Below are 19,300 nucleotides of genomic sequence, written 5' to 3' on the forward strand. Positions count from 1 at the left end.
CGCCGGGCCGGTTGCGGCAGGCGCGCGAGTGGATCGGCCACCGGCTCGGCGCCGTGCCGTTGCGGGTGACCCTGGTGCTCGCGCTGGTGGTGTTCGCCGGGCTCGGCCTGCTGGTCTCCGGCGCGGTGGTCACCTCGGCGCTGGAGAAGTCGCTGCTGGCCCGCACCGATCAGCAGTTGCGCGACGCGGTGATGACCCGCCCACGGGTGCGCCCGACGGTGCCGCCGCCTGCCACCGATCCACGCACCCCGCCGAGCCCGTTCTACATCGTCAGCGAAAGCACCTCGGGCACCGGCACGCTCGTGCTGCGGCCGTTCAACGTGGACGCCGCACCCGACCTGTCCGGCACGCCCGTGGGTGAACCGGTGACCGTCGACTCGGTGGGTGACGCGCCGGTGCGCTGGCGGGTGCTCACCGTCGTCAGCGGCGACGACCGCACCACGATCGCGCTGCCGATGACGCAGAACGAGGAGACCGTGCAGCGGCTGGTGATGCTGCAAGTGGTGGTGGGACTGGCGGTGCTGGCGGTGTTGGCGCTGGCCGCCTATTTCGTGATCCGGCGCAGTCTGCGCCCGCTGCGGCGGGTGGAGAACATCGCCGCCGCCATCGCGCGCGGCGATCTGTTCCGCCGTGTCCCGGTGCGCGGCACCAACACCGAGGTGGACCGGCTCTCCCGCTCGCTGAACGGGATGCTGGCCCAGATCCAGTCGGCCTTCGCCGCGACGGAGGCCTCGGAGGCGGCGGCGCGGGAATCGGAGGCCAGGATGCGCCGCTTCGTCGCCGACGCCAGCCACGAACTGCGCACCCCGCTGACGACGATCCGCGGCTTCGCCGAGCTGTACCGGCAGGGCGCCACCACCGATCCCGCGATGTTCATGGACCGCATCGAGCACGAGGCGCGGCGGATGGGCCTGCTGGTGGAGGATCTGCTCATGCTGGCGCGCCTGGACGCGCAACGCCCGCTCGAGATCGGCACCGTGGATCTGCTGACGGTCGCGGGCGACGCGGTGCACAACGCCCGCGCGGTGGCCGCGGCGGCGGACCCGGCCGGCCCCCGGCGCCGGATCGAACTCGACGTCCAGGCGGGCACGGGCACCCTCGAGGTGCCCGGCGACGAGGACCGGCTGCGGCAGGTGCTGGCGAATCTGCTCAACAACGCGCTGACGCACACACCACCGGACGCCGCGGTGACCGTCCGGCTCACCCCGGAGCCCGACGAGGTGATCCTGGCGGTCGCCGACACCGGCCCCGGGCTCACGCCGGAGGCCGCCGAGCGGGTGTTCGAGCGCTTCTATCGCACCGACGTCTCCCGGGCGCGGGCCAGCGGCGGGTCGGGGCTCGGGCTGTCGATCGTGCAGGCGCTGGTGGTGGCGCACGGCGGCAGCGTGTCGGTGGACAGTGCCCCCGGCGCGGGCGCGACGTTCACCGTGCGGCTGCCGCGAGCGGGCCGCCGTGCCCCGCACCGGGGCGCGGCCGGGAACGTCAGATCGGCGTGACGGCGTCGACCAGCCAGCGGTCGCCGTCCTTGTTCAGGTTCACCCGCACCCGGCTGCCGGTGGTGGTGCCCTGCGGACTGTCGCTGCTGGTGGTGACCTGGTTGAGGAACAGCATCACCACGGCGTTGTCGCGGTCGGCGGAGACGATGCCCGCGGCCTGGGTGGTGGCCTTGACGGTGAGCTGTTTCTCCTTGGCGCCGGGGGCGATGGCGGCGGTGATGAGCTTCAGGTAGTCCTCCCGGAAGCTGGGCGAGAGGTTGTCGGCCGCCTTGGGCAGTTCGGTGTCGACGGTGGTGTGGTCGTAGGTGAACATCGCCGAGACGGCGCGGTCGGCGGCGGTGAGCGCTTGCTCCCTGGCCTTTTCGTCCTGTTCGGCACTCCAATAGCGCCACCCGCCGAAGCCGATCACGATCAGCGCGGTCAACGCCACCGCACCGGCGAGGAAGGAGGCGATCAGTCGGTCGGTGCGCTTCATGGCACGAACTCCACATTCGAGGCGGTGAGGCCGGCGTCCGAACGGGTCACGGTGACCCGGAACCGGTAGTACCTGGTCTGCGGCTCGGCCTGGCCCGCATTGGTCAGGGTCTGCTTGGCGGCGACGAGCACCTTCGCCGAGTCGTCGTCGTCGCTCTCCAGCGCGGCCTCCACGATCTCGCCGTTGGAGACGACCTTGGCCTGCTGCACGATGCTCAGGAACGGATCCACCCGGCCGTCGAACTCGGTCTTGAACTGCCCCGAGGCCAGCGACAGGATCCGGTCGATGTCCTCCTTGGCGGAGTCGGCGCGGATGGTGGTGAGGTTCAGGATCGCCTGCCTGGCGGTCTGCACGTATTCGGTGCGGCGCTCGGCGCGCTGGTCGATGTCGCGGACCGTCACCACCGAGAACACCGCGCCGGTGATCAGCGCGGCGAGCAGCACCACCGCGGCGGCCGCGAGGAAGATCCTGCGGCCGGTCCCGGTACGGCGGTCGGTCTGCTCGGCGGCGGCAGCGTCGTCGGCCGCACCGTCGGCGGGCTTCTCGTCCGGCCCGTCCTTCGACAGACCGGCTTTCGACGGGCCGGACTTCGACAAACCGGACTTGGCCAGGCTGGTCTTCGCCGTGTGCTGCGTGCCGTCCTTCGCCGACACCGCCTCCGCGGCCTCGGCCTCCCCCGCGGCCTCGCTCTGCCCCACGGCCTCGGTCGAACCGGCAGCCTGGGTCGAACCGGCAGTCTCCGTCGAATCCGCAGCCTCGGTCGAACCCGCGGCATCGGTCTTACTCGACGCCTCGGCTCTACCCGTGACCTCGGCCGCACCCGCGCCCTCGCCCGGCGCGGCCGCCTCGGTGACCGGGGCCTCGCCCGGCTCCCCCACCGGTGGACCGGCCGAGCGGACCGCCTTGCGGCGCGTGCGGCGGGACTGATCGTTGCTGTCGCTCATCGTTGCTGCTCCTCGAGCATCGCCTGCCAGCTCGCCGGTACCGTCCCGGAACCGCCGGGGCCGACATCGCCTTGCCGGTAGGTGCGGCCGTCGGTGCCGATGTAGACACCGGTCGACGGATCATAGGACCGAGCGGCGGCCGGCGCGGTGTACGCGGCGGGTGCGACCTCGGTCGACTCGGTGGTGCCGGGCCCGCCGGCGGGCGCGACCGGGTTGGGCGGACCGAACGGCGGGTTGTCGCCCTCGGGCACATACCCCGTGCGGCACAGCTCGGGCGTGGGCGCCCGGACGCCGGGGAACTCCATGCACGGCGTGTTGCGGATGCCGCGCACCTCGATCGGCGAGTCCTGCGGGATCTTGCAGTACAGGCCGGGCGGGGTCTCGACGAACGTGGTGTCGCTCGGCGAGCGCCGCTGGTCGGGCGGCAGGAAGCCGGTGGTGCAGGCCGGCGGATCGTGCACCGTCGTCATGAAGTCGACCAGCACGCCGTACTCCAGCGGGCCGCGGATCGCGGTCATCAGCGCCGCGACCAGCGGCGGGTAGACGACCAGGATCTGTTCGATGCCCGCGTGGTAGATCGTCGAGACCTGACCCATGCTCACCAGATTCGACAGCAGGATCGGCAGCGTCGGTTGCAGTTCGTTGAACTGCTGGGTGACCCGCTGCATGGCGGCCGGGCTGTCGCGCAGCAGGTTGCGCAGTGCCGGGTCGTGCGCGCGCAGCTGATCGGTCACCGTCGCCAGATCCGCCGTCCACGAGCGGATGGCCGAATCCGAACGCACCTGGGTGTCCAGCAACGGCCCGATCTGCTCGATCAGCTTCTTGGTCGGCTCGGTGCTGTTCTGCGCCTCCTGCACCAGCAGCGAGGCCGAGTCGATGAACCGCTGCAGGTCCGGGCCCGCACCGTTGAACGCCTTGAACGCCTCGTCGATCACCTGGCGCAGCCGGGTGTCGGCGACGCTGGACAGCAGCCGGTCGGTCTGGTCGAGCAGGGTGCCCACGTCCTGCGGCAGCTTGGTGCGCCCCACCGGGATGACCGCGCCGTCGGCGAGGTTGCCGCGGCCGGGCTGCTCGGGCGGGATCAGGTCGACGTACTGCTCGCCGATCGCCGAGACGCTGCGCACCCAGGCGTCGACGTCGGCGGGGATCTTCTGGCTGGAGTCGATGGACAGCTTCGCCGCCACCCCGTCCGGGGTGAGCCGAACCTCTTGCACCCGGCCGACATTGGTGCCGCGATAGGCGACGTTGGCGTGCTCGTACAGCCCGCCGGTCGCGGCCAGCTCCACGGTCACCTCGTAGCGCCCGATGCCGAACATGGCGGGCAGCTGCACGTAGGTGCCCGCCATGACGGTCAGGCCGACGACCGTCAGCACCGCGAAGATCGCGAGCTGGATGCGGACGAATCGGGTCAGCTTCATCGGCCCTGTCCCCCCTCGAGCGGAACGGTGAGCCCGGGGATGGCGGGCAGACCGGGAATCGGCGGCAGGCCCGGGATGGTCGGCGTCGGCGACGGGGTGGGTGTCGGCCCGGCGATCGGGCCGGTGGCCGGGTTGCCGGTGTCGCTGGCCGTGGTCGGGGCGAAGCTGCCGACGATGCCCTCCACGCCGCCGAAGCGCCCGCCCAGCGGGGTGCCGGTCAGCCAGTTGGTGTCCAGCCGCTTGCCGGTCATGTCGACGGTCATGAACAGGTTGAGGTAGTCGCCCTTGATCGCGTTGTCCAGGTTCTTCATCGGGAACGGGAAGGTCAGCAGGATCTTCAGCGACTCGGTGAGATTGTTGCCGGTGTCGGCCAGCTGTTGCAGCACCGGGCCGAGGCTGGCCAGGTTCGCCTTCAGGTTCTCCCCGCTGGTGTCGATGACCCGCTGGGTGACGTCGCTGAGCTCGCCCAGCGCGGTGATGGCGCGGGTGATGTTCTCGCGGCGGTCGGCCAGCACGGTCAGCGCCGGGTGGATCCCGTCGAGCGCGGTCTCGAGCACGGTGCGCTGCTGGGCGAGTTGGCCGCCGAACCGGTCCAGGCCCTCCATCGCGGCGATGATGTCGCCGGTCTGGTCGCGCAGGTTCGTGGTCAGCTCGTTCAGCTGCGGCAGCAGGTCCCGGATGGCGTCCTCGCGGCCGGTCAGCGCGGCGTTGAGCTCCTTGGTGATGGTCTCGAGTTGCGCGATGCCGCCGCCGTTGAGCACCACCGACAGCGAGGACAGCACTTCCTCGGTGGTCGGGTAGGCGCCGGCCCGGTCCAGCGGGATGACGTCACCCGGCCGCAGCTGCCCTTCGGGGACGACGTCGGTCGGCGGGCTCAGCTCGACGTGGTTGGAACCGAGCAAGCTGGTCTGGCCGATCTTGGCGATGGCGTTGGCGGGCAGGCGCACGTCCCGGTTGAGCGAGACGGTCACCAGGGCGTGCCAGTCCTGCACCTCGATGTCGGTTACCGAGCCCACGTCGACGTCGTCCACCCGGACCGGCGAATTCGCGGTCAGCGTGGTGACATTCGGCATCTGGATCCGGATCTGATAGGCGCCCTCGCCGGTGCCCTCGGCGCCGGGCATGGGCAGCGAGTTCAGGCCGTCCCATTCGCAGGCGGTGAGGCCGAGGGTCAGCGACACGCCCAGCGCCAGAACCGTCGCGGTGCGACGCGCGCGTCTCATCGTCCACCTCCCGGAATCGCCAGCCCGGCCAGGCCGTTGGGCACCGTGACCGCCGGGACGGGCCGCGGGTTCTTCACCTCGTCGGGCACCTCGTTCGCCAGGCTCGGTGGGCTGAAGGTCAGCTGGTTCGGGAAGGCCTGCACGCCGGTGGCCGGGTTGAGCATGATCGGCGCGTAGTTCATCGCCAGCGAGTCGATTACCGGGGCCAGGTAGGTCGCGCACAGGTCGGCGCTGCGGTCGGAGTCGTTCTCCTCCAGCGCGCGCACCGAACCGCACAGGAAGCTCAGCGGGTCGGCGGTGTTGTTCAGGGCGACGGCGCCGGTGAGCGTGCCCTGCGCGGGCTTGTAGAGCTGGTAGAAGTTCACCAGCGCGGTCGGCCCGGAGTGCAGCACGCGCTCCACCTCGGGCCGCTTGTCGACCAGGATCTGGGTGACCTCGGCCAGGCGCTGGGTGCTCTCGGTGAGCTCGGCGCCGCTGCTGTCGAGGAAGCGCTGCACGTCGGCCACGGCCAGGTCCAGGTTGTCCAGGCCCGCGCCGAGATCCTCCGAGACCCCGGCCAGCACCGACGACACCGAGGCCAGCCTGCCGCCGAACTGCACGATCTGTTCGTTGCTCGCCGAGAGCACCTCGACGAACTGCTGCAGGTTGCGAATGGTGCCGAACAGGTCGGTGCGGCCGTCGGAGAGCGTGTTCAACGTGGCCGACAGTTCGCGCAGCGTTTCGCGCATGCGCTCGCCGTTGCCGTCGAGGTTCTCCGCCGCGGTGTCGACGAACCGGCCGAACGAGCCCTGCTGGTCGTCGCCGACCGGGCCCAGGGTGGTGGCCAGCTTGGACAGCTCGGCCTTGATGTCGTCCCATTCGACCGGCACCGCGGTGCGCTCGATCGGGATCTCGTCGCCGTCGCCGAGCTTCTCCCCACCGGTGTAGGCCGGGGCGAGCTGGATGAAGCGGGCGGTCACCAGCGAGGGCGAGACGATCACCGCGCGGGCGTCGGCGGGCAGGTCGACGCCGCGGTCGACCGTCATCGTCACCTTCACCCGCTCGTGGCCCGGCTCGACCTTGTCGATGCGGCCCACCTTGACGCCGAGCACCCGCACGTCGTCGCCGGCGTAGAGGCCGTTGGTGGACGGGAAGTAGGCGGTGACCGTGGTGGTGCCCAGGCGGGTGATGCCCTGATAGGCGCCCGCGGCGACGAGCGCCACCACCACGGCGCCCGCGAGCAGCAACACCCAGCGCGGCGGTTTGCGGAAGATCTTCGAGCTGTTCATCGGGGCGGCTCCTGCACGGCCGGCTCGATCGAGGGCGGCGGGTTCAAGAAGAAGTTGCGCAGGTCGGCGGGCAGATGCTCCGGCCAGACCAGGGCGTCGACGAGGGGCTGCAGACCGACGCTGGTGGCGTTGACGACGTAGGCGTTGAACCACGGGCCGTTGCCCACCTGCTCACCGAGCGCGGCCGCGAACGGCCCGAGCCCGTCGAGCGCTTCGGTGATGTTCTGCCGGTTGCGCTGTAACACGTCCAGCACCGAGTTCAGCCGGTCCAGGGCGGGTTGCAGCTGCGCCTCGTTGTCGGCGACCAGCCCGCGCAGCTGCTGCGCCAGCCCGTTGACGTGCACGATGAGCTGCCCGATCGCGGTGCGGCGGGCGTCCAGTTCGCCGAGCAGTTGGTTGCCGTCCAGCAGCAGCGCGTTGATCTGCGCGCTGCGGTCGGACAGGATCTTGGTGACGTTCTGCGCCCGCTCCAGCAGCTGCGAGAGCGCCTGGTCGCGGCTGTTGATCGTGCGGGAGAGCTCGGTGACCCCGTCGAGCGCCGCGCGCAGCGGCGCGGGGGTGTCGGCGAAGGTGGCCGAGAGCGCATCCAGTGTCTGGTCGACCTTGTCCATGTCCAGCCCGTCCACCGTGGTGGCCAGCTCGCCGAGCGCGTCGTTGAGCGAGTACGGCGAGGTGGTGCGCTCGAGCGGGATGGTGTCCGCGCGGCGCAGCGCCCCTGCCCCGGCGGGCACCACCTCGAGCGACTTGCGCCCGAGCACGGTGTTGGTCTTGATCGCTGCGGACGTCTTGTCGCCCAACACGATCGACTCGTCGAGGGTGAAGCGCACCAGCACCTTGTCGCCGGCCAGCTCCACCTCGTCGACGCGTCCCGAACGCACCCCGGCCACCTGCACGTTGTCGCCGGGCACCAGCCCGCCCGCGTCCGCGAAGTAGGCGGTGTAGGCCGCGCCCGCCCGGATGAACGGCAACCGGTCGAACTGCAGGGCCGACAGAGCGACGGCGACCGCGACGACGATGCCGACGATGCCGATGGTCACGGCGGGAGATCGCTGCTCGTTCATCAGAACGCACACCTTCCCGTGTCCTGGCCGCCGGGCATGTTCACCAGCAACGGTTTGCCGTCGGGTCCGTCGATGATGAAGTTCGTGGCACAGACGTAGAGGGCCAGGAACGAGCCGTAGGAGCCGATGCGGATGAGCTTGCGGTAGGTCTCGGGCAGCCGCTCGATGACCCACTGCATGGTGTCCTCGCCCGCGTTCAGGTTGGTTGCCAGGCGGCCGGTCTGCTCGACGGTGTTGCGCAGATCGGGGCGGGCCTGGGCGAGCAGATCGGTGAGGTCACCGGTGGCGCCCGCGATCCGCGGGATCGCCGCACCGATCGGGTCGCGGTCCTGTGCCAGCCCGCTGACCAGGCGTTGCAGTTCGGTCAGGGTGGTGTCGAACTGCTCGCCGCGCTCGTCGATGGTGGCCAGCACGGTGTTGAGGTTGTCGATCACGCTGCCGATCAGCGCGTCGCGCTCGCCGAGGGTCTTGGCGAAGGAGCCGCCGCTGTCGAGCAACGACACCAGCGTGCCGCCCTGTCCCTGGAACACCTGCAACAGCGCCTCGGTCAGGTCGTTCACCTGGCCGGGGTCGAGACCGCGCAGCAGCGGTTTGAACCCGCCGAGCAGCATGTCCAGATCGAGGGCCGGTGCGGTGCGCTCCTTGGGAATGGTGCCGCCCGCCTTCAGCACGTCGGCCGAGCCCGGCCCGTCGAGCAGTTCCAGGTAGCGGTCGCCGACCAGGTTCTCGTACTTGATCTGGGCCCGGGTGCTGGTGAGCAGCCGGTACTTGCGGTCGACGTCGAACTCGACGTGGGCCAGGTAGTCCTTGCCCACCTCCACCGAGGTCACCGAGCCGACCGGCACACCGGCGATGCGCACCTTCGCCCCGGGCAGGATGCCCGAGGAACTGGTGAACACCGCGTGGTAGCCGTGTTCCCGCGCGAAGCGCATCTGGCTGAACACGACGGCGAGACCGGCGAAGATCAGCGTCATCACCAGCGTGAAGATGGCCAGCTTGACCGTGGTCGCGGTGTTCCTCACGGCGCGCTCACCCCCGGCAGGCCGGCGAACAGCAGCTGGAACACCTTGGGTCCGTTGAACTTCAGCTCCATCGACGGCACGTACGGCCCGCCCTCGCTCGTGTCGGTGACGACGTAGTTCGCATGGCTGCCCGGTACCCGGTCGACCAGGCCCTCGCAGCGCGGGCCGCCGGTCGCGTTCACCTTCGGCAGGTCGTCGGGATAGGTGTAGGGCTCGGCGCCGAACATGAAGTTGGTGTTCATCGCGACGCCGGGCTGGTTGCCGCCGAACACCGCCTCGCCCACCGGCAGCAGATTCGCGACCGCGTTGATCATGCAGTTCAGGCCCGGCGCGTATTCGTCGAGCAGTGCCGTGGTCGGTCGCAGCAGATCCAGTGCGGTGCCGAGGTTCTGCTCGTTCTCCCGCAGCACCGACCCGGTGGTGTCGGCCAGCCCGGTGAGGTTGGCGAGCATGTCGTCCAGGCTGCTCTGTTCGTCGACGAGGGTCTGGCTGGTGACCACCGCGTTGTCCACGGTGCGCAGTAGATCACCGACGGTGTCGGCGTACAGGTGCGACACGTCGGCGGTCGCGCGCAGATCCTCGCGCAGCGTCGGCAGGGTGGGGTTCATCTCGCGCAGGTACACGTCCAGATCGGCCAGCAGCGTGCCCAGGGTCTGGCCGCGGCCCTGCAATGCCTGGCCCAGCGCCGCCAGCGTGGCGTTGAGCTTCTGCGGTTCGAGTTTGGCCAGCACATCGGACAGGTGCTGGAACAGCGTGTTGAACTCGACGGTGACCTGCTCGGCGACCACGGTCGCGCCGGGCCGCAGCGAATCCGAGGACGGCACCTGCGGCACAACGAAATTGACGTACTTGGCGCCGAACACCGTGGTGGACCTGATGTCCACGCCCGCGTTGGCGGGCACCAGCTTCAGTTTCTCGGGGTCGAGTGCCAGCTCCAGCGTGGCGCCGTTCTCGTCCTGGCGCACCGCGGCGACCTTGCCGATCTCCACGCCACGCACCTTCACCTTGGCGTCGGGGTCGAGCACCAGACCGCTGCGCGGTGCCTGCACCAGCACCGTCGCGGTCCTGGTGAAACCGCCGACGAACATGGTCAACGCGACCGCGACGATCGCGACCAGCGCGAGCACCATCGCCAGCCCGGCCAGTTTGAGGCCGAGCGCATCGCGTAACTGCTTGGAATCCGCCATGTCCCTACTCGTCTACCCGGAGAGGTTGAAGTTGCCGGAGGTGCCGTAGATGGCCAGCGACATCAGCAGCGTCACGGTGACCACCGCGACCAGCGAGGCCCGCACCGCGTTACCGACCGCGACCCCGACGCCCACCGGACCACCCGCGGCGAAATAGCCGTAGTAGGTGTGGATCATCATGACCGCCAGCGCCATCAGGATCGCCTGCGCGAAGGACCACAGGATGTCGCTGGGGATGAGGAACGTCGAGAAGTAGTGGTCGTAGACGCCGGCCGACTGCCCGTAGATGACCACCGTGGCGAAGCGCGCGGCGAAGAACGAGGCGATCACCGCCAGCGCGTACAGCGGCACGATCGCGATCATCCCGGCCAGCACCCTGGTGCCGATGAGGTACGGCACCGGCCGGATGGCCATCGTCTCGAGCGCGTCGATCTCCTCGGAGACCCGCATCGCGCCCAGTTGCGCGGTCGAACCCGCCCCGATGGTCGCGGCCAGGCCGATGCCGGAGATCACCGGCGCCGCGATGCGCACGTTGAGGAAGGCGGAGAAGAAGCCGGTCAGCGCCTCGACGCCGATGTTGCCCAGCGAGCTGTAGCCCTGCACGGCGATGGTGCCGCCGGAGAACAGCGTCAGGAACCCGACGATCACCACCGTGCCGCCGATCACCGCCAGCGCACCGGTGCCCATGCTGATCTCGGCGATCAGCCGGATGGTCTCGGTGCGGTAGTGCATCAGTGCCCGGGGGATCGAGGCCAGCGCCTGGGCGTAGAACACCGCGTGCTTGCCCACCGAGTCGAGCGAATCCGACATGCGCCGGACCCGGCGCACCGCCCGGGGGAAGCGGGACTGGATCACGAAGGCCATCGCGTCACCGCACCGTGAACTTGATGCCGACCGCGGTGACCACGACGTTCACCACGAACAGGGCCATGAAGGCGAAGACGACGGTCTGGTTCACCGCATCACCGACACTCTTGGGACCGCCTTTGACGTTGAGCCCGAGATAGCAGGCCACCAGTCCGGCGATGAGCCCGAACAAGCCCGCCTTCACCTCGGAGATGATCAGCTCGGGCAGGTGGGTGAGCAGCGTGATGCCGTTGACGAAGGCGCCGGGGTTCACGTCCTGCAGGTACACCGAGAACAGGAAGCCGCCGACGATGCCGATGGTGCACACCAGGCTGTTGAGCATGAGCGCGACGAACATCGAGGCGAGCACGCGCGGCACCACCAGGCGCTGGACCGGGTTGATGCCGAGCACCCGCATCGCGTCGATCTCCTCGCGGATGGTGCGGGCGCCGAGATCGGCGCAGATCGCGGTGGCACCCGCGCCCGCCACGATCAGCACCGTGACGATGGGACCCACCTGGGTGACGGCGCCGAACGCGGCGCCCGCGCCGCTGAGATCGGCGGCGCCGATCTCACGCAGCAGGATGTTCAGCGTGAAGCTCACCAGCACGGTGAACGGGATCGCGACCAGCAGGGTCGGCACGATGGAGACTCGTGCGATGAACCAGGACTGATCGATGAACTCACGCGCTTGGAAGGGCCTGCGGACGCTCGCCCGGGCGACGTCGGCGGAGAGTTCGAAGAACCCGCCGACCGCCCGTAACGGGACAGCAAGGACCTCGTTCATCCGCGATCCTCCTTGGTCGTTCAGCACGTACTGCGCACGGCACGACCAACCGCCGTGGCCGCACCGCCACCATGATTAGAACATGTTCACAGGATAATTGTGAGCTTTCGACCACTTTTTACCTGCATTTTTTCTAATGCCCGTCCGCCAAATTTGGAACACGTGCCAGAAGCTGATGCGCGGCAGCTTTGTGAGCCGCCACACATAGCCGGACACACATGTCTACCAAGTGCCGGACCCATGATCAACAATTGGACATCCGATCAGTTGCGGCCGGAAACGTCGGCCGCCCACACCCGCGGAAGCGGGCGCCGCGCGCCTGCCCGACGGCGTTTCCACCGACCGGCCGAAGCGCCGCCGCGGCCATCCGCCGCCGCCTCTCCGCGGGTGCCGATCCGCTCAGCCGAGTTCGCTCAGCCGAGTTCGGTCAGCGCGGACGCCGAGAACGTCCGCCCCGCCGGCCGGTCGGCGAAATAGCCGCTCAGCGTGCTCGCCAGTTCCGTTGCGTCCCACGCTTCGCCGGCCGCGTCGAAGCGCTGCTCGACCACCGGCGCCGCCATCAGGGCGACCATCGGCCCGTAGACGACGAACAACTGCCCGCTCACCGCCTCCGCCGCCGGCGAGGCGAGGTAGGCGACCAACCGCGCGACATGGTCCGGCGAGAGCGGATCGATCCCACCCTCGGGCGCGTCGCTGAACACGGCCGCCGTCATCGCGGTGCGCGCCCGCGGCGCGATCGCGTTGGCGCGCACGCCGTAGCGGCTCAGCGCCCGCGCGGCCGAGAGGGTCAGCGCGGTGATGCCCGCCTTGGCCGCCCCGTAGTTGGCCTGCCCCTCCGGCCCGAGCAGCCCGGCCTCGGAGGAGGTGTTGATCAACCGGCCGTAGACCGGCGCGCCCGCCTCCTTCGACTTGGCCCGCCAGTAGGCGGCGGCGTTGCGCGTCAGCAGGAAATGCCCGCGCAGGTGCACCGCGACGACGGCGTCGAATTCCTCGTCGGACATGTTGAACAGCATCCGGTCGCGGGTGATGCCCGCGTTGTTGACCACGATGTCGACACTGCCGAACGATTCCTGCGCGGTGCGGATCATCGCATCGGCGGTGGCCCGCTCGGCGATGCTGCCCGCGACGAACTCGGCCTTGGCGCCGCGGGCACGGATCTCGGCCATGGTCTCGGCCACCGCGTCGTTCTCGGCCAGGTCGTTGACCACCACCGCGGCACCCGCCGCTGCCAGCGCCAGCGCCTCGGCCTTGCCGAGCCCCGCACCGGCGCCGGTCACCAGGGCCACGCGGCCCGCCAAGCTCAGATTACTTTCGCTCACCGGGCCGACTTTAGAACGTGTTCCTACAGAACGGCAAGCATCGCTCACAGAAGTTTGAGCGCGGCCTTCGGGCATTGCGCCACGGCGTCCTCGACTTCGGCGCGACGATCGGCGGGCACCTCGTCGGCGAGAATGTGCAACTGGTCGTCGTCGTCGAGTTCGAACACGTCGGGGGCGAATCCGACGCAGATTCCGTTCGCTTCGCACTGGTCGAGATCGACGCTGACCTTCATGAGAACTCCTTTACACCCGACTCGGACGCCAGCCTACAAGCCGAGGCGGGCGCGAACGCACGCATCGGCCGGATTCACCTCCAATACTGGAACATGTTTCAGTCGATATGCAATCATCGGGTCAATCGACTGCCGCCACGACACGAGGTCACGCCATGCGCATCGCGTACACGCCGCAACAAGAGGAGCTCCGCGCGGAGCTGCGCGACTACTTCGCGCGCCTGATCACCCCGGAACGCCGGGCCGCGCTCAGTGCCACCACCGGCGAGTACGGCCAGGGCAACGTCTACCGCGAGGTCGTGCGCGAGATGGGCCGCGACGGCTGGCTGGCGCTGGGCTGGCCCAAGGAGTTCGGCGGCCAGGACCGCCCCACCATGGATCAGCTGATCTTCACCGACGAGGCCGCCATCGCCGGCGCGCCGGTGCCGTTCCTGACCATCAACTCGGTCGCACCGACGATCATGCACTACGGCAGCGAGGAGCAGAAACGCTTCTTCCTGCCCAAGATCGCCGCCGGTGAGCTGCACTTCGCCATCGGCTACTCCGAGCCGGGGGCGGGCACCGATCTCGCCTCGCTGCGCACCACCGCGGTCCGCGACGGCGACGAGTACGTGATCAACGGCCAGAAGATGTGGACCAGCCTCATCGCCTACGCCGACTACGTGTGGCTGGCGGTGCGCACCGACCCGAATGCCAAGAAGCACAAGGGCATCAGCATGCTCATCGTGCCCACCGACGCCGAGGGCTTCTCCTGGACCCCGGTGCACACCATGGCGGGCCCCGACACCAGCGCGACCTACTACCAGGACGTGCGGGTGCCGGTGAGCTCGCTGGTCGGGCAGGAGAACGGCGGCTGGGCGCTGATCACCAACCAGCTCAACCACGAACGGGTCGCGCTGACCTCGGCGGGGTCGCTGCTGACCGGCCTACAGCAGACCGTGGAGTGGGCCAGGACCACCAAGGCCGCCGACGGCAGCCGGGTCATCGACCGGGAATGGGTGCGGGTGAACCTGGCCAAGGTGCACGCCAAGGTCGAGTACCTCAAGCTGCTGAACTGGGAGATCGCCAGCCGCGCCGATCAGGGCGGTGCGGCCGCCCCGCGCCCGTGGGACGCCTCCACCTGCAAGGTGTACGGCACCGAACTGGCCACCGAGGCCTACCGGCTGCTGATGGAGGTGCTCGGGCCGCAGGCCTACCTGCGCCAGGACTCCGTCGGCGCCGAACTGCGCGGGCGGCTGGAACGCCTGCACCGCGCCGCCCTGATCCTGACCTTCGGCGGCGGCACCAACGAGGTCCAGCGCGACATCATCGCCATGACCGCGCTGCGCCAGCCCGCGGCCGCCCGCTGACCGCCGCCCGCCGAGACTCGGAAAGGTAGACGACACCATGGACTTCACTCCCACCGAGGGCCAGCTCGATCTGGGCACGCTGACCGGCGAGGTGTGCGGCAAGCTGGTCACCGCGGACCGGTTGCGCGAACTCGACACCGCGGGCCGGTTCGACGAACCGCTGTGGGCGGCGCTGGCCGAAACCGGCATCCTCGCCGCCACCCTGCCCGAGGAGGTGGACGGTGGCGGCCTCGGCCCGCTGGAGCAGGCGGCGGTACTGCGCGAACTGGGCAAGTCGGTGGCCGCGGTCCCCTACCTGTGGTCGGTGGTGGTCGGTGCGGGCGCGCTCGCGCGCTTCGGCTCGGCCGAGCAGCGGGAGTGGGCGCGCCGGGCCGGGGCGGGCAGCGTCGTGCTCACCGCCGCACTGGCCGAGGACCACAACTACGAGCCCACCGCCCCCGCGACCGTCGCCGTGGAACGCGACGGCACCTGGCGGCTGACCGGCGCCAAGACCACCGTCGCCTACGCCGACCGCGCCGCGCGCATCCTGGTGCCCGCCACCGTCTCCGGCGCCACCGGCGTGTTCCTGGTCGACCCGGCCGCCGCGGGTGTGCGGATCAGCCAGCAGGAGGTGGTCGACTTCAGCGCCGAATCAGCCGTCGAATTCGCCGACACCCCCGCGGAGTTGGTGGGCACCCTCGCCGAGGGCGGCGACATCCTGGACTGGCTGCTCACCCGCGCCTGGTTCGGCCTGGCCGCCCAGCAGCTGGGCACCCTGGAGCAGGCACTGGACCTGGTGGCCGGATACGCGCGCGAACGCGAGCAGTTCGGCAAGGCCATCGGCAGCTTCCAGGCCGTCGCGCAGCGCCTGGCCGACGCCTACATCGACGTGCAGGGTCTGCGGCTGGCCGTCACCCAGGCGGCATGGCGACTGGCCGAGGGCCTGTCCGCCGCCGAGGCCGTGCACACCGCCAAGTTCTGGGCCGCCGACGCCGGGCATCGGGTCGCGCACACCGTCGTGCACATCCACGGCGGGGTCGGCATCGACCGCGACCACATCGTGCACAACTACTTCACCGCCGCCAAGCACAACGAGTTCGCGCTCGGCGGGGCCACCGATCACCTGCGCGCGTTGGGCGCGCTGCTGGCGGATCCGGCCTGAGCCCTCGGCTCCGCCCACACACACACGGCTCGGCCCCCACCGGAACAACCGGCGGGGGCCGTCTCGTGTGGGCCGGGGGTCAGGCTCCGGAGAAGTCGACCTGCGCCGCGGGATTGGCCAGCGCCGTCACCACGCAGGCGCCGAAGAACCCGTCCCGGTCGAACAGCGTCGCGTTGCCCACCGCGACACCGTCGGTACTGAAATGGTTCTCCGCCTGCACGCCGATCGCACCGTGCGGCAGCCTGCTCATGGTCAGGGTGAGGTCGGCGTTGATGAAGCCGACGCCGCGGTCGCCCCAGTGGGTCATCATGCTGGTGGATTCGCCGATCGTGGCCGCGGCCGCGAGCGGGCTGGGCGGCTCGCCCAGGATCACCGGGATCGGCTGCTGGAAGTTGCGTTTGCGTTCGGCGTTCTGGTGTTCGCTCAACCGCGCCGACCAGCCGGTCGTGTCGGTGTGCCACAGATGCGAGATCGAACCGTCGAGCAGTTCGGCCGGCGGCAGGTCCGGGCGCTCCTGACGGGTCCACACCCGGCCCGGCGGCTGCGCGGAGGGGCGGAGGAACACCGCGGTCGCGCGGGCGACGGCCCGGCCTTCCTGGAGCAGTTCGGCGTCGGCGACGGCGATGCGTGTCCCGCGGCGCACCTCGGTGGTGGTCACCTCGAGGGGCTTGCGCAGCGTGGGGCGGAACAGGTCCACGGTGAGCCGAGCCGGGATGAACCCGTCGGGCCGGTGCGCCGATTCCAGCGCGCCGCCGAGCAGACCGCAGATCGCCGGACCGTTCACCATGTCCGGCGACCACGCGCTGACCGCCATCGGCAGTGCCTCGAAACCGCGCTCGGTGCGCTCGAAGAAGGCCAACGGGATATCCATGTCTGCGAGGCTACGGTGCTGCCGTAACGGTTGGTTCGCCAGGGTGCGCGCCACCGCGACCGACCCGCCACCTGGTCGGCGACGGGTCGGTCGGCGTCACGGGTGGCAGTTGCCTACTTGGCGCTCACCTCGGCGTGCACGTCGGCGGCCCGGGCGGTGGTCTGCTCCTTCGCCCAGCGGTAGTCCGGCTTGCCCGCGGGCGAGCGCTTGATCTCCTCGACGAACCAGAGGCTGCGGGGGTGCTTGTACGGGGCGATCTCCTGGGTGAGCACCGGCCGCAGTTCCTCGATGGTGGGCCGCTTCTCGCCGCGGCACTGCACGACCGCGCACACGCGCTGACCCCAGCGCTCGTCCTCCACGCCGACCACCAGCGCGTCGAAGATGTCCGGGTGCGCCTTGAGCGCCCCCTCGACCTCCTCGGGGAAGATCTTCTCGCCGCCGGAGTTGATGCTCACCGAGCCGCGGCCGAGCATCGTGACGGTGCCGTCCTCCTCCACCCGCGCGTAGTCGCCGGGGATCGAGTAGCGCACGCCGTTGAACTCCTTGAAGGTCGCGGCCGTCTTCGCCTCGTCCTTGTAGTAGCCCAGCGGGATGTGGCCCTTGCGGGCCAGGATGCCGATCTGGCCGGAGCCCGGCGTCACCGGGTTGCCCTGCTCGTCGAGCACCTCGGTGGAGGCATCGATCTTGACCCGCGGACCACCGGTGTGCTCGGCGCCCTTGGCGACCATGCTGATGCCACCGAAGCCGGTCTCCGAGGACCCGATCGAGTCGGTGATCACCCGGTTGGGCAGCAGTTCGAGGAACTTCTCCTTGATCGCCGGCGAGAACAGCGCCGCGCTGCTGGCGATGGCGAACAGGCTGGCCAGCTCGTAGGGCTTGCCGGTCTCCGGGTTGCCCTCGAGCAGCGCGTCCAGCATCGGGCGGGCCATCGCGTCGCCGGTGATGAAGATGACGTTCACCCCGTGCCGGTCGATCGTGCGCCACACGCCGTGCCCGCTGAACTCCGGCAGCATCACGACCTTGCCGCCGCTGAACAGGCTCTGGAAGGTGGCCCACTGCGAGCCGCCGTGGATCATCGGCGGGATCGGGTAGCGGGTCAGCGCGCCGTTGGCCTGGCCCTCCTTGGCCAGATCCCATTCGTCGGCGACGTATTCGCCGGTGAGGAAGTTGATGCCACCGCCGAGCACCCGCCACACGTCCTCCTGGCGCCACATCACGCCCTTGGGCATGCCGGTGGTGCCGCCGGTGTAGAGCATGTACAGGTCGTCGGGCGAGCGCTCGCCGAAATCGCGGTCGGCCGAGGACTGGGCCAGCGCGGTCTCGTATTCGACCGAATCCGCTGCGGTGGGCACCGTCCCGGTCGTATCGTCGTCCACGACGACGACGGTGCGCAGCTTCGGCGTCCTGGCGCGGACCGCGGCCACCTTGTCGCTGTAGCGCCGCTCGTGGATCAGCGCCACCATGTCCGAATTGTCGAAGATGTATTGCAACTCGTTCTCGACGTAACGGTAGTTGACGTTGATCATCACCGCGCGCGCCTTGAACACCGCGACCATGGCCTCGACGGCCTCGATGGTGTTGCGCGAGTAGATGCCCACCTTGTCGCCCGGCTGGACACCGTGTTCGAGCAGGTAGTGGGCCAGTTTGTTGGTCCGCTCCTCCAGCTGTGCGTAAGTCACCTCACGGGCGTCGTCGACCAGCGCGACGCGGTCCGGCATGAGATCGATGGCATGTTCGACGAGGTCCGCTATGTTGTAGCTCACACCCTCAAAATAGAACGTGTTACTGTTTCTGACAAGGCTCGAGAGTCGGGAAAGTCAGGAGAATCAGCAATGCCCCACTGCCTCGTCGAGAAGCGGGACCACGTCCTCATCGTCACCATGAACCGGCCCGAGGCGCGCAACGCGCTCTCCGGCGAGATGATGGCGATCATGAAGGACGCCTGGGATCAGGTGGACAACGATCCCGACATCCGAGCGGCGATCCTGACCGGCGCCGGTGGCGCGTTCTGCGCGGGCGCCGATCTCAAGGCGATGACCAGCACCCATCCCGGCGACCAGTTCTCCGGCGGCGGCTGGGATCTGAGCCGGATCGAGGCGCTGCTCAAGGGCAGGCGGCTGACCAAGCCGCTGATCGCCGCGGTCGAGGGCCCCGCCATCGCGGGCGGCACCGAGATCCTGCAGGGCACCGACATCCGGGTGGCCGGCGAGAGCGCGAAATTCGGTGTGTCCGAGGCTCGTTGGGGCCTGTTCCCGCTGGGCGGCTCGGCGGTGCGGCTGGTCCGCCAGATCCCCTACACCGTCGCCGCCGACATCCTGCTCACCGGACGCCACATCAGCGCGGCCGAGGCCAAGGAGATCGGCCTGATCGGGCACGTGGTGCCGGACGGCACGGCGCTGGACAAGGCGCTCGAGCTCGCCGCGCAGATCGCCGCGAACGGACCGCTCGCGGTGCAGGCCATCCTGCGCACCATCCGGGAGACCGAGGGCATGCACGAGGAGGAGGCGTTCAAGATCGACGCCGAGCTGGGCACCGCGGTGTTCAAGTCCGCCGACGCCAAGGAGGGCCCGCGCGCCTTCGCCGAGAAGCGCAAGCCCAACTTCACCGGCGCCTGAACGAATCGGAAATGCCTCGGCCCCCGGCGCTTTCACGGTCGGGGG

The 19,300-nt window shown here is 69.8% G+C and carries 18 protein-coding genes; 4 read left to right on the forward strand and 14 right to left on the reverse strand.

Going from position 1 to position 19,300, the window contains the following annotated elements:
* Positions 1-53: 53 nt before the first annotated feature.
* A complete protein-coding gene (locus AMO33_RS17970) occupies positions 54-1,496 on the forward strand; it encodes a sensor histidine kinase (RefSeq protein ID WP_060595026.1) in 1,443 nt (480 codons plus the stop codon).
* Here AMO33_RS17970 and AMO33_RS17975 read toward each other — a convergent pair.
* The 12 genes from AMO33_RS17975 to AMO33_RS18030 form a co-directional block, all read right to left on the reverse strand.
* Positions 1,483-1,971 (reverse strand): hypothetical protein, encoded by a 489-nt coding sequence (locus AMO33_RS17975; protein ID WP_060593664.1) that lies wholly within the window; start codon positions 1,969-1,971, stop codon positions 1,483-1,485. The two genes, AMO33_RS17970 and AMO33_RS17975, sit on opposite strands and share 14 nt — an antisense overlap.
* Positions 1,968-2,915: a hypothetical protein gene (locus tag AMO33_RS17980; protein ID WP_060593665.1), complete on the reverse strand. Its 948-nt coding sequence runs from the start codon at positions 2,913-2,915 to the stop codon at positions 1,968-1,970. Before AMO33_RS17980 ends, AMO33_RS17975 begins: the two co-directional genes overlap by 4 nt.
* Positions 2,912-4,333, reverse strand: a complete 1,422-nt coding sequence (locus tag AMO33_RS17985; protein ID WP_060593666.1) for an MCE family protein — start codon at positions 4,331-4,333, stop codon at positions 2,912-2,914. Before AMO33_RS17985 ends, AMO33_RS17980 begins: the two co-directional genes overlap by 4 nt.
* Positions 4,330-5,556, reverse strand: a complete 1,227-nt coding sequence (locus tag AMO33_RS17990) for an MCE family protein (RefSeq protein ID WP_011207073.1) — start codon at positions 5,554-5,556, stop codon at positions 4,330-4,332. Before AMO33_RS17990 ends, AMO33_RS17985 begins: the two co-directional genes overlap by 4 nt.
* Positions 5,553-6,824, reverse strand: a complete 1,272-nt coding sequence (locus AMO33_RS17995; protein ID WP_011207072.1) for an MCE family protein — start codon at positions 6,822-6,824, stop codon at positions 5,553-5,555. The genes AMO33_RS17990 and AMO33_RS17995 overlap by 4 nt, the downstream gene beginning before the upstream one ends.
* The gene (locus AMO33_RS18000) at positions 6,821-7,885 is read right to left on the reverse strand and encodes an MCE family protein (protein ID WP_011207071.1); all 1,065 of its coding nucleotides are present in this window, start codon (positions 7,883-7,885) and stop codon (positions 6,821-6,823) included. The genes AMO33_RS17995 and AMO33_RS18000 overlap by 4 nt, the downstream gene beginning before the upstream one ends.
* Positions 7,885-8,859 (reverse strand): MCE family protein, encoded by a 975-nt coding sequence (locus tag AMO33_RS18005; RefSeq protein ID WP_050768208.1) that lies wholly within the window; start codon positions 8,857-8,859, stop codon positions 7,885-7,887. The genes AMO33_RS18000 and AMO33_RS18005 overlap by 1 nt, the downstream gene beginning before the upstream one ends.
* 44 nt (positions 8,860-8,903) lie before the next feature.
* The gene (locus AMO33_RS18010; protein ID WP_060593667.1) at positions 8,904-10,094 is read right to left on the reverse strand and encodes an MCE family protein; all 1,191 of its coding nucleotides are present in this window, start codon (positions 10,092-10,094) and stop codon (positions 8,904-8,906) included.
* 12 nt (positions 10,095-10,106) lie between these two features.
* Entirely contained in the window at positions 10,107-10,958 is an 852-nt protein-coding gene (locus tag AMO33_RS18015) for an MlaE family ABC transporter permease (RefSeq protein WP_060593668.1), read from the reverse strand.
* Positions 10,959-10,962: 4 nt separating this feature from the next.
* A complete protein-coding gene (locus tag AMO33_RS18020; RefSeq protein WP_041559802.1) occupies positions 10,963-11,727 on the reverse strand; it encodes an MlaE family ABC transporter permease in 765 nt (254 codons plus the stop codon).
* Positions 11,728-12,140: 413 nt separating this feature from the next.
* Positions 12,141-13,046: a 3-oxoacyl-ACP reductase gene (locus AMO33_RS18025; protein ID WP_041559801.1), complete on the reverse strand. Its 906-nt coding sequence runs from the start codon at positions 13,044-13,046 to the stop codon at positions 12,141-12,143.
* 44 nt (positions 13,047-13,090) lie between these two features.
* Positions 13,091-13,279, reverse strand: coding sequence for a ferredoxin (locus tag AMO33_RS18030; RefSeq protein ID WP_040794303.1), 189 nt, complete (start codon positions 13,277-13,279; stop codon positions 13,091-13,093).
* A gap of 155 nt (positions 13,280-13,434) precedes the next feature.
* Here AMO33_RS18030 and AMO33_RS18035 point away from each other — a divergent pair, with 155 nt between their 5' ends.
* Both AMO33_RS18035 and AMO33_RS18040 read left to right on the forward strand, forming a co-directional pair.
* Positions 13,435-14,628: an acyl-CoA dehydrogenase family protein gene (locus AMO33_RS18035; RefSeq protein ID WP_011207064.1), complete on the forward strand. Its 1,194-nt coding sequence runs from the start codon at positions 13,435-13,437 to the stop codon at positions 14,626-14,628.
* 37 nt (positions 14,629-14,665) lie between these two features.
* On the forward strand, positions 14,666-15,769 hold the full coding sequence (locus AMO33_RS18040; RefSeq protein WP_060593669.1) for an acyl-CoA dehydrogenase family protein: 1,104 nt from the start codon (positions 14,666-14,668) through the stop codon (positions 15,767-15,769).
* Between the two features lie 79 nt (positions 15,770-15,848).
* On the opposite strand, the gene AMO33_RS18045 is transcribed toward AMO33_RS18040, so the two are convergent.
* Both AMO33_RS18045 and AMO33_RS18050 read right to left on the reverse strand, forming a co-directional pair.
* Positions 15,849-16,640 carry a thioesterase family protein gene (locus AMO33_RS18045; protein WP_060593670.1) on the reverse strand — a complete coding sequence of 264 codons (792 nt, stop codon included), beginning with the start codon at positions 16,638-16,640 and terminating at the stop codon, positions 15,849-15,851.
* A gap of 113 nt (positions 16,641-16,753) precedes the next feature.
* Positions 16,754-18,403: an acyl-CoA synthetase gene (locus tag AMO33_RS18050; RefSeq protein WP_060593671.1), complete on the reverse strand. Its 1,650-nt coding sequence runs from the start codon at positions 18,401-18,403 to the stop codon at positions 16,754-16,756.
* Positions 18,404-18,472: 69 nt separating this feature from the next.
* Between AMO33_RS18050 and AMO33_RS18055 the strand changes: the two genes are divergently transcribed.
* Positions 18,473-19,255 (forward strand): crotonase/enoyl-CoA hydratase family protein, encoded by a 783-nt coding sequence (locus tag AMO33_RS18055; protein WP_060593672.1) that lies wholly within the window; start codon positions 18,473-18,475, stop codon positions 19,253-19,255.
* The last annotated feature ends 45 nt before the right edge of the window (positions 19,256-19,300 follow it).

Origin of the sequence: Nocardia farcinica, from assembly GCF_001182745.1 — a bacterium.
Classification (GTDB): domain Bacteria; phylum Actinomycetota; class Actinomycetes; order Mycobacteriales; family Mycobacteriaceae; genus Nocardia; species Nocardia farcinica.

What these genes read in the sequence shown, in the direction of transcription:
- AMO33_RS18045 (WP_060593670.1), bottom strand. Translation starts at nt 16,640, where the DNA reads ATGGATATCCCGTTGGCCTTCTTCGAGCGCACCGAGCGCGGTTTCGAG.
- AMO33_RS18020 (WP_041559802.1), bottom strand. Translation starts at nt 11,727, where the DNA reads ATGAACGAGGTCCTTGCTGTCCCGTTACGGGCGGTCGGCGGGTTCTTC.
- AMO33_RS17990 (WP_011207073.1), bottom strand. Translation starts at nt 5,556, where the DNA reads ATGAGACGCGCGCGTCGCACCGCGACGGTTCTGGCGCTGGGCGTGTCG.
- AMO33_RS18035 (WP_011207064.1), top strand. Translation starts at nt 13,435, where the DNA reads ATGCGCATCGCGTACACGCCGCAACAAGAGGAGCTCCGCGCGGAGCTG.
- AMO33_RS18000 (WP_011207071.1), bottom strand. Translation starts at nt 7,885, where the DNA reads ATGAACGAGCAGCGATCTCCCGCCGTGACCATCGGCATCGTCGGCATC.
- AMO33_RS17995 (WP_011207072.1), bottom strand. Translation starts at nt 6,824, where the DNA reads ATGAACAGCTCGAAGATCTTCCGCAAACCGCCGCGCTGGGTGTTGCTG.
- AMO33_RS18005 (WP_050768208.1), bottom strand. Translation starts at nt 8,859, where the DNA reads ATGACGCTGATCTTCGCCGGTCTCGCCGTCGTGTTCAGCCAGATGCGC.
- AMO33_RS18040 (WP_060593669.1), top strand. Translation starts at nt 14,666, where the DNA reads ATGGACTTCACTCCCACCGAGGGCCAGCTCGATCTGGGCACGCTGACC.
- AMO33_RS18015 (WP_060593668.1), bottom strand. Translation starts at nt 10,958, where the DNA reads ATGGCCTTCGTGATCCAGTCCCGCTTCCCCCGGGCGGTGCGCCGGGTC.
- AMO33_RS17980 (WP_060593665.1), bottom strand. Translation starts at nt 2,915, where the DNA reads ATGAGCGACAGCAACGATCAGTCCCGCCGCACGCGCCGCAAGGCGGTC.
- AMO33_RS18030 (WP_040794303.1), bottom strand. Translation starts at nt 13,279, where the DNA reads ATGAAGGTCAGCGTCGATCTCGACCAGTGCGAAGCGAACGGAATCTGC.
- AMO33_RS18055 (WP_060593672.1), top strand. Translation starts at nt 18,473, where the DNA reads ATGCCCCACTGCCTCGTCGAGAAGCGGGACCACGTCCTCATCGTCACC.
- AMO33_RS17975 (WP_060593664.1), bottom strand. Translation starts at nt 1,971, where the DNA reads ATGAAGCGCACCGACCGACTGATCGCCTCCTTCCTCGCCGGTGCGGTG.
- AMO33_RS18010 (WP_060593667.1), bottom strand. Translation starts at nt 10,094, where the DNA reads ATGGCGGATTCCAAGCAGTTACGCGATGCGCTCGGCCTCAAACTGGCC.
- AMO33_RS17985 (WP_060593666.1), bottom strand. Translation starts at nt 4,333, where the DNA reads ATGAAGCTGACCCGATTCGTCCGCATCCAGCTCGCGATCTTCGCGGTG.